Annotated in this window: 13 protein-coding genes; 5 read left to right on the forward strand and 8 right to left on the reverse strand. The window is 66.1% G+C overall.

Annotated features, from left to right (window positions below; genetic code table 11):
• Positions 1-18: 18 nt before the first annotated feature.
• The gene (locus ACY34H_RS20760) at positions 19-2,160 is read right to left on the reverse strand and encodes a M3 family metallopeptidase (RefSeq protein WP_464979358.1); all 2,142 of its coding nucleotides are present in this window, start codon (positions 2,158-2,160) and stop codon (positions 19-21) included.
• Positions 2,161-2,301: 141 nt separating this feature from the next.
• Between ACY34H_RS20760 and ACY34H_RS20765 the strand changes: the two genes are divergently transcribed.
• From ACY34H_RS20765 to ACY34H_RS20775, 3 genes are all read left to right on the forward strand, one after another.
• Complete coding sequence (locus tag ACY34H_RS20765; RefSeq protein ID WP_464979359.1) at positions 2,302-3,606, forward strand: GMC family oxidoreductase N-terminal domain-containing protein; 1,305 nt, start codon at positions 2,302-2,304, stop codon at positions 3,604-3,606.
• Between the two features lie 176 nt (positions 3,607-3,782).
• On the forward strand, positions 3,783-5,006 hold the full coding sequence (locus ACY34H_RS20770) for a sensor histidine kinase (RefSeq protein ID WP_464979360.1): 1,224 nt from the start codon (positions 3,783-3,785) through the stop codon (positions 5,004-5,006).
• Positions 5,003-5,629: a response regulator gene (locus tag ACY34H_RS20775; protein ID WP_464979361.1), complete on the forward strand. Its 627-nt coding sequence runs from the start codon at positions 5,003-5,005 to the stop codon at positions 5,627-5,629. The genes ACY34H_RS20770 and ACY34H_RS20775 overlap by 4 nt, the downstream gene beginning before the upstream one ends.
• Before the next feature lie 31 nt (positions 5,630-5,660).
• On the opposite strand, the gene ACY34H_RS20780 is transcribed toward ACY34H_RS20775, so the two are convergent.
• The 4 genes from ACY34H_RS20780 to ACY34H_RS20795 all read right to left on the reverse strand — a co-directional run bounded on the left by ACY34H_RS20780 (position 5,661) and on the right by ACY34H_RS20795 (position 9,256).
• Positions 5,661-6,212 (reverse strand): porin family protein, encoded by a 552-nt coding sequence (locus tag ACY34H_RS20780; protein ID WP_464979362.1) that lies wholly within the window; start codon positions 6,210-6,212, stop codon positions 5,661-5,663.
• A 151-nt stretch (positions 6,213-6,363) separates the two neighbouring features.
• The gene (locus ACY34H_RS20785; RefSeq protein ID WP_464979363.1) at positions 6,364-6,975 is read right to left on the reverse strand and encodes a transglutaminase-like domain-containing protein; all 612 of its coding nucleotides are present in this window, start codon (positions 6,973-6,975) and stop codon (positions 6,364-6,366) included.
• Complete coding sequence (locus ACY34H_RS20790) at positions 6,975-7,187, reverse strand: SlyX family protein (protein ID WP_464979364.1); 213 nt, start codon at positions 7,185-7,187, stop codon at positions 6,975-6,977. The genes ACY34H_RS20785 and ACY34H_RS20790 overlap by 1 nt, the downstream gene beginning before the upstream one ends.
• Complete coding sequence (locus ACY34H_RS20795; RefSeq protein ID WP_464979365.1) at positions 7,184-9,256, reverse strand: UvrD-helicase domain-containing protein; 2,073 nt, start codon at positions 9,254-9,256, stop codon at positions 7,184-7,186. The genes ACY34H_RS20790 and ACY34H_RS20795 overlap by 4 nt, the downstream gene beginning before the upstream one ends.
• A gap of 149 nt (positions 9,257-9,405) precedes the next feature.
• Here ACY34H_RS20795 and ACY34H_RS20800 point away from each other — a divergent pair, with 149 nt between their 5' ends.
• Complete coding sequence (locus tag ACY34H_RS20800) at positions 9,406-9,888, forward strand: SRPBCC family protein (RefSeq protein WP_464979366.1); 483 nt, start codon at positions 9,406-9,408, stop codon at positions 9,886-9,888.
• A gap of 30 nt (positions 9,889-9,918) precedes the next feature.
• On the opposite strand, the gene ACY34H_RS20805 is transcribed toward ACY34H_RS20800, so the two are convergent.
• From ACY34H_RS20805 to ACY34H_RS20815, 3 genes are all read right to left on the reverse strand, one after another.
• Complete coding sequence (locus ACY34H_RS20805; RefSeq protein ID WP_464979367.1) at positions 9,919-11,037, reverse strand: HD-GYP domain-containing protein; 1,119 nt, start codon at positions 11,035-11,037, stop codon at positions 9,919-9,921.
• A gap of 161 nt (positions 11,038-11,198) precedes the next feature.
• Positions 11,199-12,644 (reverse strand): dihydrolipoyl dehydrogenase, encoded by a 1,446-nt coding sequence (locus tag ACY34H_RS20810; protein ID WP_464979368.1) that lies wholly within the window; start codon positions 12,642-12,644, stop codon positions 11,199-11,201.
• 115 nt (positions 12,645-12,759) lie between these two features.
• Positions 12,760-14,793, reverse strand: a complete 2,034-nt coding sequence (locus ACY34H_RS20815) for a primosomal protein N' (protein ID WP_464979369.1) — start codon at positions 14,791-14,793, stop codon at positions 12,760-12,762.
• Between ACY34H_RS20815 and ACY34H_RS20820 the strand changes: the two genes are divergently transcribed.
• Positions 14,785-15,018: a hypothetical protein gene (locus tag ACY34H_RS20820; RefSeq protein ID WP_464979370.1), complete on the forward strand. Its 234-nt coding sequence runs from the start codon at positions 14,785-14,787 to the stop codon at positions 15,016-15,018. The two genes, ACY34H_RS20815 and ACY34H_RS20820, sit on opposite strands and share 9 nt — an antisense overlap.
• Positions 15,019-15,307: the final 289 nt, after the last annotated feature.

Raw genomic sequence — 15,307 nt, forward strand, 5'->3', positions numbered from 1 at the left:
GTTTCGGGTATTTCAACATTATTCCTTGGTTGGCTGGACATTCAGGCCGCGGCGTTCCAGCAGCGGTTCGATGGCGGCATCACGGCCGCGGAAGTTGCGGAACAGTTCCATCGCATCGGCGGTGCCGCCGCGCGACAGCAGCGTCTTGCGGAACCAGTCGCCATTCTTGCGCAGCAGGCCGCCGTTTTCCTTGAACCACAATACGCTTTCGGCATCGAGCTTTTCCGCCCATAGGTAGGCGTAGTAACCGGCCGAATAGCCGCCGGAGAAGCTGTGCGAGAAATACGTGGTGCGGTAGCGCGGCGGTACCAGCGCGTAGTCGACGCCGGCTTCCTTCAGCGCGGCGGCCTCGAAGGCCAGCACGTCGTCCGGCACCTGGTCCGGCTGCAGCTGGTGCCATTTCTGGTCCAGCAGCGAGGCGGCCAGGTACTCGGTGGTGGCGAAGCCCTTGTTGAACTTGCGCGACGCGGTGATCTTGTCCAGCAGTTCCTTCGGCATCGGCGCGCCGGTCTGGTAGTGCTTTGCATAGTTGGCCAGCACTTCCGGCCACACGGCCCACATCTCGTTGACCTGCGACGGGTACTCGACGAAATCGCGCGGCACGCTGGTGCCCGAGAAGCGCGGGTACTTCACATTCGAGAACATGCCGTGCAGCGCATGGCCGAATTCGTGGAACATGGTCGTGACTTCATCGAACGTCAGCAGCGTCGGTTCGCCGGCCGGCGGCTTGGGAATGCTCTGGTGGTTGCCCACCACCGGCTTCTCGCCCAGCAGCGACGATTGCGACACGTATTCGTTCATCCACGCGCCACCCTGCTTGTTGGGGCGCGCATACAGGTCGGCCAGGAAGATCGCCAGCGGCTTGCCGTCGGCATCGAGTACGTCGAACACGCGCACGTCCGGGTCGTACACCGGCAGGTCCTTGCGTTCTTTGAAGGTGATGCCATACAGCTTGGTGGCGGCGAAGAACACGCCGTTCACCAGTACGTTGTTCAGCTCGAAGTAGGGCTTGAGCTGCTTTTCGTCGAACGCAAAGCGCTGGGCGCGCACCTTATCGGTATAGAAATCCCAGTCGGCAGCGGTGATGGGGGCACCGGCAATCGCCGCCAGGTCGTTACCTTCGCGGCGCGCATTGTCGACGGCCGGTTTCGCCAGCTCGGCCAGCAGCTTGTTGACGTTGGCCGTGTTCTTTGCCGTCTGGTTGGCCAGCGAATAGGCGGCGAAGTTCTCGTAGCCCAGCAGGCGGGCCTGTTCGGCGCGCAGGCGTGCCAGCTTTTTCACCACTTCGCGGTTGTCGAACTCGCCGCCGCGGCTGCCGCGCGCCAGCGATGCGGCCATCAGCCGCGCACGCACCTGCGGATTCGTCAGTTCAGCGAGCGGCGGCTGGCCGGTGGTGTTCTGCAACGCGACCAGGTACTTGCCTTTCAAGCCCTTTTCGTTGGCCGCGGTGGCGGCGGCATTGATCGCCGCTTCCGGCATGCCGGCCAGCTCCTCGCGCGTATCGACCACCAGCGCGGACGCGTTGATCTCCTTCAGCACGTTCTGCGTGAAGGTGGTCTGCAGGGTGGCGATCTCGCCGTTCAGGCGTTTCAGCTTTTCCTTGTCCTGCGCCGACAGTTTTGCGCCGGCCAGCACGAAGTCTTCGTGATAGCGCTCGATCAGGTATGTCGATTCCGCGTCCAGCCCCAGCTTGCCGCGCTGCGCGTACAGCGTGTCGACACGCTTGAACAACTGCGGGTTCAGGTGGATCGCATCGCTGTGCGCGGCCAGCTTCGGCGACATCTCGCGGTCGACCGCGTCCAGCGTGTCGTTCGTGTTCGCGCCGACCAGGTTCGAGAAGATGCTGTGCACGCGGTGCAGCAGCTGGCCGCTCTTTTCCATCGCCACGATCGTGTTCTCGAAGGTGGGCGCCGCCTTGCTGCTGGCGATGCGGTCGATCTCCTTCAGCTGCTCGGTCATGCCGGCCTGGAACGCGGGCAGGAAATGCTCGTTGCGGATCTGGTCGAACCGCGGGTAATGCAGCGGCAGCGCGCTGGCGTTGAGAAGAGGATTCATCGTCGTCACCTGTGAAGCCGCCTGGGCGGCTGGCGCGGCATGCACTGCCGGGATGATGGCCAGCGCAAGGCTGGCCGCGAGAACGAGCATACGTGGAGGGGTCATATCGTCTTTCGATTAACCAGTCGCAGCCGGCGAGATCGTCGCCGGCTCCGTGTCGGGAAACACCTGCCCGGTGGCAAGCATGAAGGCAAGATGATAATGCAAACCGCGGTGCCCGCTCCAGCAGCGTGTAGCATGACGGCCATGGCTTCCTTCCACTCCCATTACGACGCGATCGTCGTCGGCAGCGGCCCCGGCGGCGCCAGCGTGGCGCGCACGCTGGCGGCCACGGGTGCGCGCGTACTGATCCTGGAACGCGGCAGCGCCGCGCCGGTGGCCGGCACGCTCGCGCAGATGGCGGCCATGGCCGCCGTACCCGGCAAGGGCGCGTTCTTCCACCGCGACGCGTCGCTGCTGGTGCGCGGCATCACGGCGGGTGGCAGCTCCACCATCAACTTCGCCACCGCGGCATCCCCGCCGGCGTCGTTCGCGCGCCTCGGCATCGACCTGGCGGACGACGAACGGGCGCTGCGCGGCGAATTGCCGCTCGGCCCGCTGCCCGACGACCTCGTCGGGCCGATGGCGCGGCGCGTCATGACGGCTGCGCGCGACGCCGGCCTGCACTGGCACAAGCTGGACAAGATGATCCGCCCCGCGATCTGCCGCACCGGCTGCTGGCGCTGCGTCTATGGCTGCCCGTTCGGCGCCAAGTGGACCGCCCGCGATTTTCTCGACGAAGCCTGCCGCCACGGCGCGCAACTGGCGGCCGATGCGCGCGTGGAGCGGGTGATCGTGGAACAAGGCCGCGCGGCGGGTGTCGACGTCACGGTCGACGGCTCGGTGCACGCCGTGCGTGCGCCGCTGGTCGTGCTGGCGGCCGGCGGTATCGGCAGCCCGCGCCTGCTGCACCGCTCCGGGCTGGCACCTGCCGCCGTGCCGTTCTTCAGCGATCCGGTGGTGGCGGTGATGGGCAGCGTCGATGGTCTCGACGGCGGCGCCGAGGTGCCGATGGCGGCCGGCCTGGCGCTGCCGGACGAGGGTATATCGTTTGCCGACCTGGCCTTGCCGCGGCCGATGTACGCCGCCTTCGCCGCCCAGGCAGGCCGCTTCGACCGGCTGCACGCCCATGCGCGCACGCTGTCGATCATGGTGAAGATCGCCGACGAAGCGGGCGGCGCCGTGGGGCCGCGCTGGGTGGACAAGACACTGACGGCGGCCGACAAGGCAAGGCTGGGCCGTGGTGTGGCGGTCGCGCGCGACATCCTGCGCCAGGCCGGCGCAAGGCATGTGTTTACCAGCCATCACTTTGCCGCGCATCCGGGCGGCACCGCGGCGATCGGTACGGTGGTCGACAGCGGCCTGCAGACCGGCACGCCGGGCCTGTTCGTCTGCGACGCATCGGTGCTGCCGGCGCCCTGGGGCCTGCCGCCGACCCTCACGCTGCTGTGCCTGGGCCGGCGGCTGGGGCGGCAACTGGCCGCCGCAGCCACGGCGCGGCCAGCCGCCTGAGCGGCATCTTTCCCACGCCCGCGGCGGAAGCGGGATGCTGGCCGGCGACCCCGGCTTGCAGAGCCCAGGCCGCAGGCACTCGCGGCCTGGCATCGATGCACCCTGGCGCCGCATATTTTTCCTTTGGCGAGCACGCACCCGCACTACAATGCGTTTTTCCAATTGCCATTGCGACAATGCGCACATTCTTCACGGGGCTGAAAGCCCTCCAGCTGCCGCCCTGGGCGCTCGCGGTCGCCGGGCCGCTGATGTTCGGTTCGCTGGACGTGGCGGCCGTGCTGACCGAAACGCCCGAGCGGCTCTCGCTGCACACCTTTACCGGCTGGTTCGCGATCGGACTGTTGAAGGTGCTCGGGATGCCGGTGGCCGTGCACGCCGTCGGCCTTTACGTGGCAAGCAAGTGCGCAGTGCTCTGCCTGTGCGCCGCCCTGGCGTACGGCGCCTGCACCACGCCCCTGCCGGGCCGGCGCCGCCTGTTCCTGGGCGCCCAGCTGGCCTGCGCGCTGGTAATGGATTCGCTGGTCTTCAACATGCTCGTGTCGGCCCAGCTGGCGCTGCTGCTGCCGGCGCGCACCGGCCTGCGCTGGCTTGCCGCGCAATACCTGCTCGGCGTTATTGCCGACACCACGCTGCTTCTCTCGGCAACCTTGCCCCCGGGGCGAGTGGTACCCATGCTGGCCTACCTGTCGGCGGAACGGCTGCTGATCGGCGCCGCCTTCTTCGTGGGCAGCCTGGTGCTGCGCGAGCGCCGTTCGCGCCTGGCGCTTGCCGCCGCCCATGCCCAGGTGCTGGCCACGCAAACGCTGCTGGGCGAAACGGTACGTGGCGCCGAGCGCATGCGCATCGCGCGCGACCTGCACGATACCCTCGGCCATCACCTGACGGCACTGAACCTGCATCTCGACCTGGCGGTGCGCCAGGCCGGCGGCACGGCGCCCGCCGCGCTCGGCACCGCGCATGCGCTCGGCCAGGACCTGCTGGCCGAGGTGCGCGGCGTGGTCACCCATGCGCGCCAGGATCGTCCGATCGATCTCGCCGAGGCGCTGCGCGTGATGTGCGCCGGGCTGCCGGCGCTGCGGACCGAAGTGCGCATCGATGCACGGGCGGCCCGCCATCCGCCGCACGTGGCCCACGCGCTGTTCTGCTGCATCCAGGAAGCGGTGACGAACACGCTGCGCCATGCGCAGGCGACGGCGCTGACGATCCAGCTCGATGCCAGCGCGGGCACCACGGTCGCGCGCGTTACCGACAATGGCCTCGGCACGCCGGCGATCGCCGAAGGCAATGGCTTGCGCGGCATGCGCGAGCGGCTGACGGACATGGGTGGCGAGTTGCGCATCGCCGGCGGCATGCCGCGCGGGCTGACCCTCGAGATGCGCCTGCCGGGGGTGCCGGCATGATCCGCGTGGCGCTGGTGGACGACCAGACACTGGTGCGCAGCGGCATCCGCGGTCTGCTGGACCTGACCGACGATATCCGCGTGGTGGCCGAAGCGGTCGATGGCATCGACGCCGGGCGCATGCTGGCCCAGACGGCGGTGGATGTGCTGCTGCTCGATGTGCGCATGCCCGGCCGCAGTGGCGTGGAACTGCTGCGCGGGGCTGTGAACCTGCCGCCGACGATCATGCTGACCACGTTCGACGACGACGATGCCCTGTTCGATGCGATGCGCGCCGGCGCGCGCGGCTTCCTGCTGAAGGATATTTCACTGGAACGGCTGGCCGACGGCATCCGTGCCGTGGTGGCCGGCGAGACGCTGTTCCGCCCCGCGCTGACCGAACGCACGCGCGCCTCGTTCCGCCGCAACGGCGAGCCTGCCGTCGCACCACTGGCCTCGCTGACAGGGCGCGAAACGGAAGTGCTGGCATTGATGGCCGGCGGCCTCTCCAACGCCGAAATCGCCGCCAGCCTGGGTTGCGGCGAAGGCACCGTGAAGAATCACGTATCGAGCGTCCTCGCCAAGCTGGGCGTGCGCGACCGCGTGCGCGCGGTACTGCGCGGCATCGAGCAAGAAATCATCTGACCGGAACCCTTTGCCCCTGAAGACGCATGGATCAGAAATCGAAGCGCAAACCCAGTTGCACCACGTTGTGCCGCATGTACGCTTTGGACGTCCTGACCTTGCCGTAGGCGGCAAATTCGGCCACGGCGGCGACGCGCGGCGTGAAGCGGTACTCGATGCCGGCGGCCCCCATCGGCCGGAAGCTGTGGTCCTTTTCCTCGCGGCCATCGGGGGTCTCGATCACCAGGTAATTGCGGGCGATCCCTCCCTTCAGGTACCACGCCAGCCGGTCGTTGATGCCGAAGGTGGCCTTGCCGGCGACATACAGCGCGCCGGAGCGTGCGGACGTTTCGCCGCCGGCGGTGGCGTAGCCGGCATCCGACAGCCGCGCGTAGCCGGCTTCCAGCGCCAGCATGTCGGTGAACCGGTAGCCGCCATACACGGTGATCGGCAGGTCGCGGTTGTCGGGTTTCAGCACGGTGCCCGAATCTTCGCGCCATTGCTGGTTGCCGCGCTTGCCGAGCGAAATTCCGGCGTACGATTGGGCGAAGGCGGAAGATGCGCCGAGGGTCAGCACCAGCGCAACGAGAATCGAACGTTTCATGGTTTCCTTTCACTTGCGTGCCGCCGGACCATCCGGCGGCATCGCTGCGCAAGTGTAGGAAAAGGAGTGGCGCGCCGCATGTGCCGTTCGGCACGGCTGCGGGCCATGACTTATGGCACTGGCGCGCCGCTGATGTGCCGCTGGTGTCCGCTTATGTGCGGGGCAGCAGTTCGATATCGGGCAGGTTGGCCGCCACGTCTTCCACGGTGGCGTAACCGGTCAGCGCGGCCACGATCGCATCGAGCGGTTCGGCCCAGATCTCGGGCAGGTCGCGCTCCTCGCGCGCAAGCACGGGAAACGCCAGACGCTCGACCGGCGGCGTGAACCGCGCATCGACGCCTTCCTTGTTGCCGCGCGCATCGATGCGGTACCAGCCATGCTCCGGCAGCCAGACGGCATTCAGCCCGTGCAGGCAGAACGGCGGCCCTTCGGTGCCGACCGCGAGGCGCTGGTAGCACAGGCCCGCCGGGATGCCGTTGGCGCGCAGCAGTGCGGCCAGCAGGTGGCTCTTGGCGTAGCAGTAGCCGGTGCGGTGCGCCAGCACGTCCGAGGCCCGGCAGGTCACAGGATCCTGCCGACGATCTTGCCAATGATCCCAGCTGTGGCGGATCTCGTCGCGCACGAACTCGAAGCAGCGGCGCACCGTGTCGTCGATGCCGGTACTGCCCTGCGCCAGCGCGTCGGCCTGCATTTTTACTTGCGGGTGCTCGGAGTCGATCCACGTCGAGGGAGCAAGATAGCGTTCCATCGATGGGCGTTCCATCAGTAATGCGGCGGCCGTTCGTTGAGCGGCGCCTGCGCGGTATCGCGCGTGCGCATGTGCTCGATCAGCCGGGCGACCATCGCTTCGAGCTGGTCGATCTGCTTTTGCTGCTCGTAGATGCGGGCATTCAGCGACTCGACCAGGTCTTCCTGGTGGGCCAGCTTGATTTCGATGTCGACGAAGCGTGATTCCTGTTCTTGTTCCTGGTTCACGTGATTTCCTTTGGTTTCGAGGTGGCCAGCAATTCCTTCATGCGGGCCAGGCGTTCGCGCGGCGAGATCACCTCGGTTTCCTTCGGTGGCGCATCGCCCACGTCCAGCTGCATCTCGGCGATGAAGCGGGAAACGTCGCAGTGTACCTGCTCGCCTGCGCGCTTCCGTTTCTTGCACCAGGTGAGCTGCAGCGTGCGCTGTGCGCGCGTGATGCCCACGTACATCAGCCGGCGCTCTTCCTCGATGCGCTGGGCCAGCGTTTCGACCGGCGCATCCGGATCGCCCTTGTGCGGCAGGATGCCCTCCTCCACGCCGACCAGGAACACGTGCGGGTACTCCAGGCCTTTCGACGCGTGCAGGGTGGACATGCGGATCGCATCGGGATCCTCGTCCTTCCCCTCGAGCATCGACATCAGCGCGACCATCTGCGTCAGCTCCAGCACGTTCTTTTCCTCGCCGTCGCGTTCCTTGCCGCCGCGGCCGCGGTCCTTCAGCCAGCCCATGAAATCGAGCACGTTCTGCCACCGGCTCTGCGCGGCCCGCTCTTCGAGCGTGTCGTACAGGTAGTGCTCGTAGTGGATCGCTTCCATCATGTCGTCCAGCACCTGGGCGGCATTGTCGCCGCTGCCGGCGGCACCGGGGCGGCTGGCGCGCGATTCCAGGTCGTTGATGAAATTGCAGAAGTCGCGCAGCGGCTGCAGCTGGCGGTCCGTCAGCTTTGCCTCGATGCCGCCCTTGAACACGGCTTCGAACAGCGAGCATTGCCACTGGCCGGAAAAAGCGCCCAGCACTTCCAGCGTGGACTGGCCGATGCCGCGGCGCGGCGTGGTCACGGCGCGGATGAAGGCGGGATCGTCGTCCTGGTTGGCCAGCAGGCGCAGGTAGGCGATGATGTCCTTGATCTCGGCCTTGTCGAAGAAGCTCTGGCCGCCGGAGATCGTGTACGGGATGCGCTGGTTGCGCAGCGCCTGCTCGATGATGCGGGCCTGGTGGTTGCCGCGGTACAGGATGGCGTAATCCGACCATTTGTTGCGGCGCTCGAAGTGGTCGGCCGAGATCATGATCGCCACCTGGTCGGCCTCCTGCTCGTCGTTGGCCATGGCGTGCACCTTGATCGGTTCGCCCAGGCCATGCTCGGACCACAGCGCCTTCTCGAACAGCTTCGGGTTGTTCGAGATGACCGCGTTGGCCGCCTGCAGGATGCGCGTGGTGGAGCGGTAGTTCTGTTCCAGCTTGATCAGGCGGAGATCCGGGAAATCCACCTGCAGGTTGGCCAGGTTCTCCACCGACGCGCCGCGCCACGCGTAGATCGCCTGGTCGTCGTCGCCCACCGCGGTAAACATCGGCTTCTTGCCGATCCCCGTCACCATCAGCTTCAGCAACTCGTACTGGCAGGTGTTGGTGTCCTGGTATTCGTCGACCAGCAGGTAGCGCAGGCGGCGCTGCCACTTGTCGCGCACCGGATCGTTGTCGCGGAACAGTTCCACCGGCAGGCGGATCAGGTCGTCGAAGTCGACCGCCTGGTAGGCCGACAGCGTACTGACGTAGCTGGCGTAGATGCGCGCCGACTGCGCCTCGTCTTCATCCTTGGCATTGCGGATCGCCAGTTCCGGCGTCACCAGCGCATTCTTCCACAGCGAGATGTCGTTCTGGATGCGGCGAATCAGCCCCTTGTCGGTAGTGAGCGCCATGTCCTGCACCAGGGAATAGCAGTCGTCGCTGTCCATGATGGAAAAGCGGTCCTTCAGGCCCAGGTGGTTGGCTTCCTGGCGCAGGATTCTCACGCCCAGCGAATGGAAGGTGGATACCGTCAGCTGCTTGGCCTGCTTCGGCTGCTTCAGCAGCTTGGCGACGCGTTCCTGCATCTCCAGCGCGGCCTTGTTGGTGAACGTGAGCGCGGCGATGGTGCGCGGGTCGTAGCCGCGTTCCTCGATCATGTAGGTGATCTTTTGCGTGATCACGCGTGTCTTCCCGGAGCCGGCGCCGGCCAGTACGAGGGCGGGTCCGTCGAGGTACAGCACGGCTTCGCTTTGCGGCCCGTTCAGGCCGAATCTGGGTGCATTGGACATGGTGGAAAGAGAATCGAAAGCGGGGGTCGAGGGCGCGGATGAAGCAGGCACAGCCAGCCACGCAGCCCGCCATTGTAACGTCTCTCCATTGATATTTCCGGCTCCGGAGGAATATAGTGGCATTCGGCTCACGACAACTACGCCACGCTATGAAATTCGAACATCTGATAGAAATCAACGATCCCATGAACCCGCTGATCGATACCCTCACCCACGAGCAGGTCTGGCGCGGGCTCGTGCTGCGCGCAGAATCGCCGAAGCTGTTCGTGCCGCACCTGGACGAAGTGCGCATCGGCGAGCGTACCGGCAACGGGTTCAAGCGCACGCAGCGCTATGGCGACCTGGTGATCGAGGATACGGTGGTGCTGGACTACCCGAACCAGATTCGCTACGAGGTGGCCGCGCAGGGCGAGATCAGCAAGTCGAGCCTGACGATGACGATCGAGTCGCATGGCCAGGATCGCCTGTTCGTGCGCTTCGAATACGAGGATGCGCACAACGCCCGCGAGGATGAGGAAAATGCCATGTTCGACGAGTTCCGCCGCTCGGCCTACCAGGAATCGGACATCGACACGATCCGCGTGCTGCGCGAACTGGCCGAGGATGGCCGGCTCGACGCAACGCTGAACTGACAAGAAATCCTGGAGCGCCTGACAAAACCTTCAGGGCAGCGCTGTCCTGCCCCATACCTGGTCCATCCGGATGGCCCTGTCGACCTGGTCCGCGCTGAGCACATCGCGGATGCCGGACAGGTCGCCGCGCGTGTCGCGCTGCAGGAACACGTCGAGTGGCGCGCCGCGCGGGCCGATGAACGACTGCACGTACGGCGTGGTTGAATTCAGGCCGCGGCGCGACACGACACCCACTTCGCCGTTCAGCAGCCGCACGAAGGTACCGACGGGATAGATTCCCAGCTCGCGGATCAGCACCGCACACAGTTGCCCATCCAGCGCATGGCGCGCATCGAGCAGGATGTCGCGCAGCGCCGCGTTCGGCAGCATCGGCTTGCGGTATGGCCGGTCCGACACGCGCGCGCAATAGCGGTCGGCCAGTGCGATCAGTTTCGCCGGAACGGCGATCGCATCGCCGACCAGCGCCTGCGGGTATCCGCTGCCGTCCTCGTTTTCATGATGCGACAGTACGCAGGCAAGCCATACCGGGTCGCTGACGCCGGCCTGGCGCAGCAGTGCCACGCCACGCTCCGGATGGCTGCGCACGAGCGCCTTCTCCTCGTCGTTCAGCCCGCGGCGCTCTTCCTGCAGCCGCAGCATTCCCACATTCATCGTCAGCGCGGCCAGCGACATCGACAGCGTTTCGGCGGCCGGCCGCTTCACCGCGCGGGCCAGGATATGCGCCACCACGGCGGTGTCGACGCAATGCCGTACCGCATAGGCCGCGGCGCGCTGGTTGTGCAGGATGCAGGCGGCAGCCACCTCCGGATTGATGTCGACGGCGTGCGCCACCAGCAGCGCCACCTGCTCCAGCTCGGCCTGCACGCTGCCGCCGCCGGCCGCGATCCGATGCAGCAGCGGCTCCAGTTCCGCTACCGCGTGGTTCAACAGGCGCAATACGGAGGGCGGCTCGGCGCTGGCGCCGTGCGCGCGGCCATCGCCGGACGCCGGGTCGTCGATGAAGCCGCGTTCGACGAGGTTATTGGCCTGCACCTCCGAAGACGGCAGGAAGCCCTTGCGCACGAGCAGTGCGCCGTTTTCGCCGAACACATCCCAGGCGAGCAGTTCGCCCACGCGGATGTCGCCGCTGGTTAATCGCCGTATCGTCATGATGCCCCCAAAATATTGCCTGCGCGTATGACGCTAGGATGGTCGCGCAATTAGCTTTTTGCTTTATATCAATAGTCTATAGCAATAAGGTAAGACATCGAGGAGGCTTTTAACGAAAATCAAGCGGCGTTGTTTTAAAGTTCAGTTTTAATCTTGCCGATTTATGTTCCCGGTGTGCAATCAGGGCACGGTTGCGGCGGCTCCGGCGGCGGATGCTTCAGCGCCTCGGCCAGGTCGCGCAAGGCGGTGCGCACGCCTTCCTCCACGACCGGGTGGTAGAACGGCATGTCGAGCATGGCGGACACCGTCAGCCCGGCCTGTACGGCCCAGGCCAGCAAATGGCCGATATGCTCGGCGCGCGGACCGATCATCTCCGCGCCCAGGAAACGGCCGCTGCCATATTCGCCGTAGACACGCAGCATGCCGTGGTTTTGCAGCATGACGCGGCTGCGGCCCTGGTTGGCGAACGACACCTCGCCAACGGCAAAGCGCCCTTCGTGGCTCTGGGCCAGCGCGCGCCAGCCGGCGCCGGGGGTGGCGATCTGCGGCTCGGTGAAGGCGATCGCCAGCGGTGTGCGGCGCAGGCCGGGCTGCACGTCCGGGTAGAGCGCGGCGTTGTGGCCGGCAATCTTTCCCTGGTCGGCCGCTTCGGGCAACAGCGGCAGTTCGTCGTTGGCGTCGCCGGCGATGAAGATCGGGCTGGTGCCGCATTGCATCGTGGTGTGGTTGTACAGCGGCACGCCTCCGCGGTCGCGCTCGATGCCGGCCAGGTCCAGCCGCAGCGCCTGCACGTTCGGCGCGCGGCCGATCGCCGCCAGCACATACTCATAGTGCTCGCGCTGCTCGTTGCCGGCGGCGTCGCGCGTGACCAGCGCCAGTTGCCCGCCATCCGGCTGCACCGAGACCACCTGGGTCTGGAAGCGGATGTCGAGCTCCTGCTTCAGCACACCGGTGGCCTCGGCCAGCACGGCGGGATCGCTCAGCTGGGCGACGCTGTTGCCGCGCGCGTACAGCGCGACGCGCACGCCGAGCCGGTGCAGCGCCTGGCCCAGCTCCAGGCCGATCACGCCGGTACCGATGACGGCCACCGATTCCGGCAGGTCGGTCCATTCGAACACGGCATCGCTGTTGATCACGCGCGGCCCCGCCTGCGCCCATTCCTCGGGCACGACCGGCACCGATCCGGTGGCGATGACGATCCGTTCGGCATGCACCTCGGTATGGTCGTCCACCAGCAAACGGCCGGGTGCCGCGAAGCGGGCGTAGCCGCGGATCTTGTCGGCGGCCGGCAAGCCTTCGACATTCTCGACGACGAAGCCGGTGAAGCGGTCGCGCTCGCGGCGCACGCGCGCCATCACGGCCCGGCCGTCGACCCGCACGGTGCCGGCGTGTACGCCGAAGGCGGGCGCCTCCCGCAGCGCATGAGCGGCCTCGGCGGCCGAGATCAGCAGCTTGCTGGGCATGCACCCCACGCGCGCACAGGTGGTGCCGTAAGGCCCGCCTTCGATCAGCACCGCATGCTTGCCGGCCGCGCGGGCGGCGCGGTAAGCGGACAGGCCGGCAGTGCCGGCACCGATCACAGCCACATCGCAACGAATGGTGTTCATTGTTCCTCCGGGAATTTTTTGCATCGTACACCACGGCGGCACCGCGCGAGCGGCGCGCCGCGACGACCGTGCGCCGCCGGACCCGGGACCTGCGATTCTCCGGGGAGGCGGCTGGTCAGATATCGACCGGGTCGACTTCCAGCGACCATTTCACGCGCGACTTCATCTCCCGCAAACGCGCCATCCACTCTTTCAGGAAGGCCTGCAATGCCGGCCGCGACGGCGACTCCACCAGCAACTGCGCGCGGTCGACGTTGTACACCCGCGTCATGCTCATCGGGATGGGGTCGTTGATCGTGATGCCGTCCATGAAATCCTCCCCCTGCATGCAATCGCGCGCCGCCTGCAGGAATTCCAGCGCCTTCGCCAGTTCCGGCGCCTCGGCGCGCAGCATGGCCTGGTACAGGTAGGGCGGCAGGCCTGCCTGCCCGCGCTCTGCCAGCAGGGCGCCGGCAAAACGGTCGTAATCGTGGCGGACGACGGCGCCGTACAGCGGATGTTCGGGATAGCGCGTCTGCACCAGCACTTCGCTGGCGCTGCCGCCTTCGGCCTGCGCGGTGCGGCCGGCGCGGCCCGCCACCTGCATCAGCTGCGCGAACAGCCGCTCGCTGGCGCGATAATCCTGCGAGAACAGCGCCGTATCGGGATTCAGGATGCCGACCAGCGTCAGCTTTTTGAAATCGTGGCCCTTGGCCACCATCTGCGTGCCGATCAGGATATCGACGTCGCCGCGGTGCACCGTATCGAACGCCTCCTGCGCGCTGCCCTTGCGGCGCGTGGAATCGGCATCGATGCGCAGGATGCGCGCTTCCGGGAACATCGCCTGCAAGCCTTCCTCGATGCGCTGGGTGCCACGGCCCAGCGGCTGCAGGTCGATATTGCCGCAGGTGGGGCAATGGCGGGGGATGCGCATCTCCAGGCTGCAGTGGTGGCAGCGCAGCTTGAACTCGCCCTTGTGCAGCACCATGAATGCGGTGCAACGCTGGCAATCGCTGACCCAGCCGCAGGAATCGCAACAAATCACCGGCGCGTAGCCGCGCCGGTTCAGGAACAGCAGCGATTGTTCGCCGCGTTCGAGCCGCAGCTTCAGCGCATCGATCAGGGGCGTGGTCAGGCCATCGCGCGGCTTGTCGTGCTCCAGGTTGATCAGCTTCACGGCCGGCAGCACAGCCTGCTTTACGGCGCGCTCGCGCAGTTCCAGCTTGCGGTAGCGCCCGGATTGCGCGTGGTGCCAGCTTTCCAGCGATGGCGTGGCCGAACCCAGCACGACGGGAATCTTCAGTTGCCAGGCACGCCACACGGCCAGGTCGCGTGCCGAATAGCGCAAGCCTTCCTGCTGCTTGTACGAGGGGTCGTGCTCCTCGTCGATCACGATCAGCTTCAGGTGCGGCAGCGAGGCAAGGATCGCCAGGCGCGTGCCGAGCACGATGCGGGCCTGGCCCTGGTGCGCGGCCAGCCAGTGCAGCATGCGCTCGCCCTCGGCAAGGCTGCTGTGCAGCGTAGCCACCATCACGCCAGGGAAGCGGGCGCGAATGTTCGATTCCAGCTGCGGTGTCAGGTTGATCTCGGGCACCAGCACGAGGATCTGCCCGTCCGGCTCGCGCGCCAGCACTTGCGCACAGGCGCGCAGGTACACCTCGGTCTTGCCGCTCCCCGTCACGCCGTACAGCAGCAGCGGCGAGAAGCCCTGCGCGCCGCCGATCGCATCGGCGGCGCGTTGCTGTTCCGGATTCAGCAGCGGCATGCCGACGGGGGCCGGGTCATGCCCGATGGGTGCCTTGGCCAGCTTCTTGATGGCGCGATCCAGCGCCACGGTGGTCGGCAGGCGCAGGTTCTTCGGTACCCCCGGCAGCGCCACTTCGCCCAGCGGGCGCTGGTAATACTCGGCCGCGAAACCGGCCAGCGCCAGCCACTGCGCCGGCAGCGGAGCCAGCTGGGTGCGGACGGCCAGCGCGTCCTTGAGCTTTTCCTCCGGCACATCGGTATCGTCGGCAACGCCGACGATGATGCCCATTACCTCGCGCCGACCGAACGGCACCAGCGCCAGATGGCCCACCTGGGGCCGCGCCGTTTCCGGACATGGCCAGCGATAGTCGAAGACCGCGTGCAGCGGCGTGTCGAGTGCGATCCGGAGTATGCAGTGCGACATCAGATCACCCGTGAACTATCCACAAATTCTGGGGATAACTTTGTGGACATTGAACCCGTAATTCCCGGAAACCTGCATTTTCCAGCCAAAGATGAAGCATGGAAACGACAAATTTCACAATTTTTTTCTTTTAAAATCAATGACTTGAAAATCGCGTCCGAGAGCGGCAAATTTACGGGATTTTTTAATCTTGCTGTGCATAAGTCGCTCTGCTCAAACGCCTGATCGTTCGCGAAGGGCAGCCGGGCGGCGGAGAAAACCGGCTATTCTACCAAGCAGGCTCTACCGTAGGAAGCTCCGTTGCCTGCCCAAAATTTGTGCAATGCCGCAGAATCAGGCATAAGTCGCGGTTTACTAAGCGCTTTTATCTTTTTTCCACAGTTTATGTGGATAACTTTGTGGAGAATGCCATCGCAACATTTCACGAAGACGACGATAAGGTTTACTTATCGCAAAGTACACTAACTTTCAGGCTGGATTTTATCCAGTCAAATCAATCACTTGGATTTTTTGA

Source organism: Pseudoduganella sp. jia 9 (assembly GCF_055502615.1).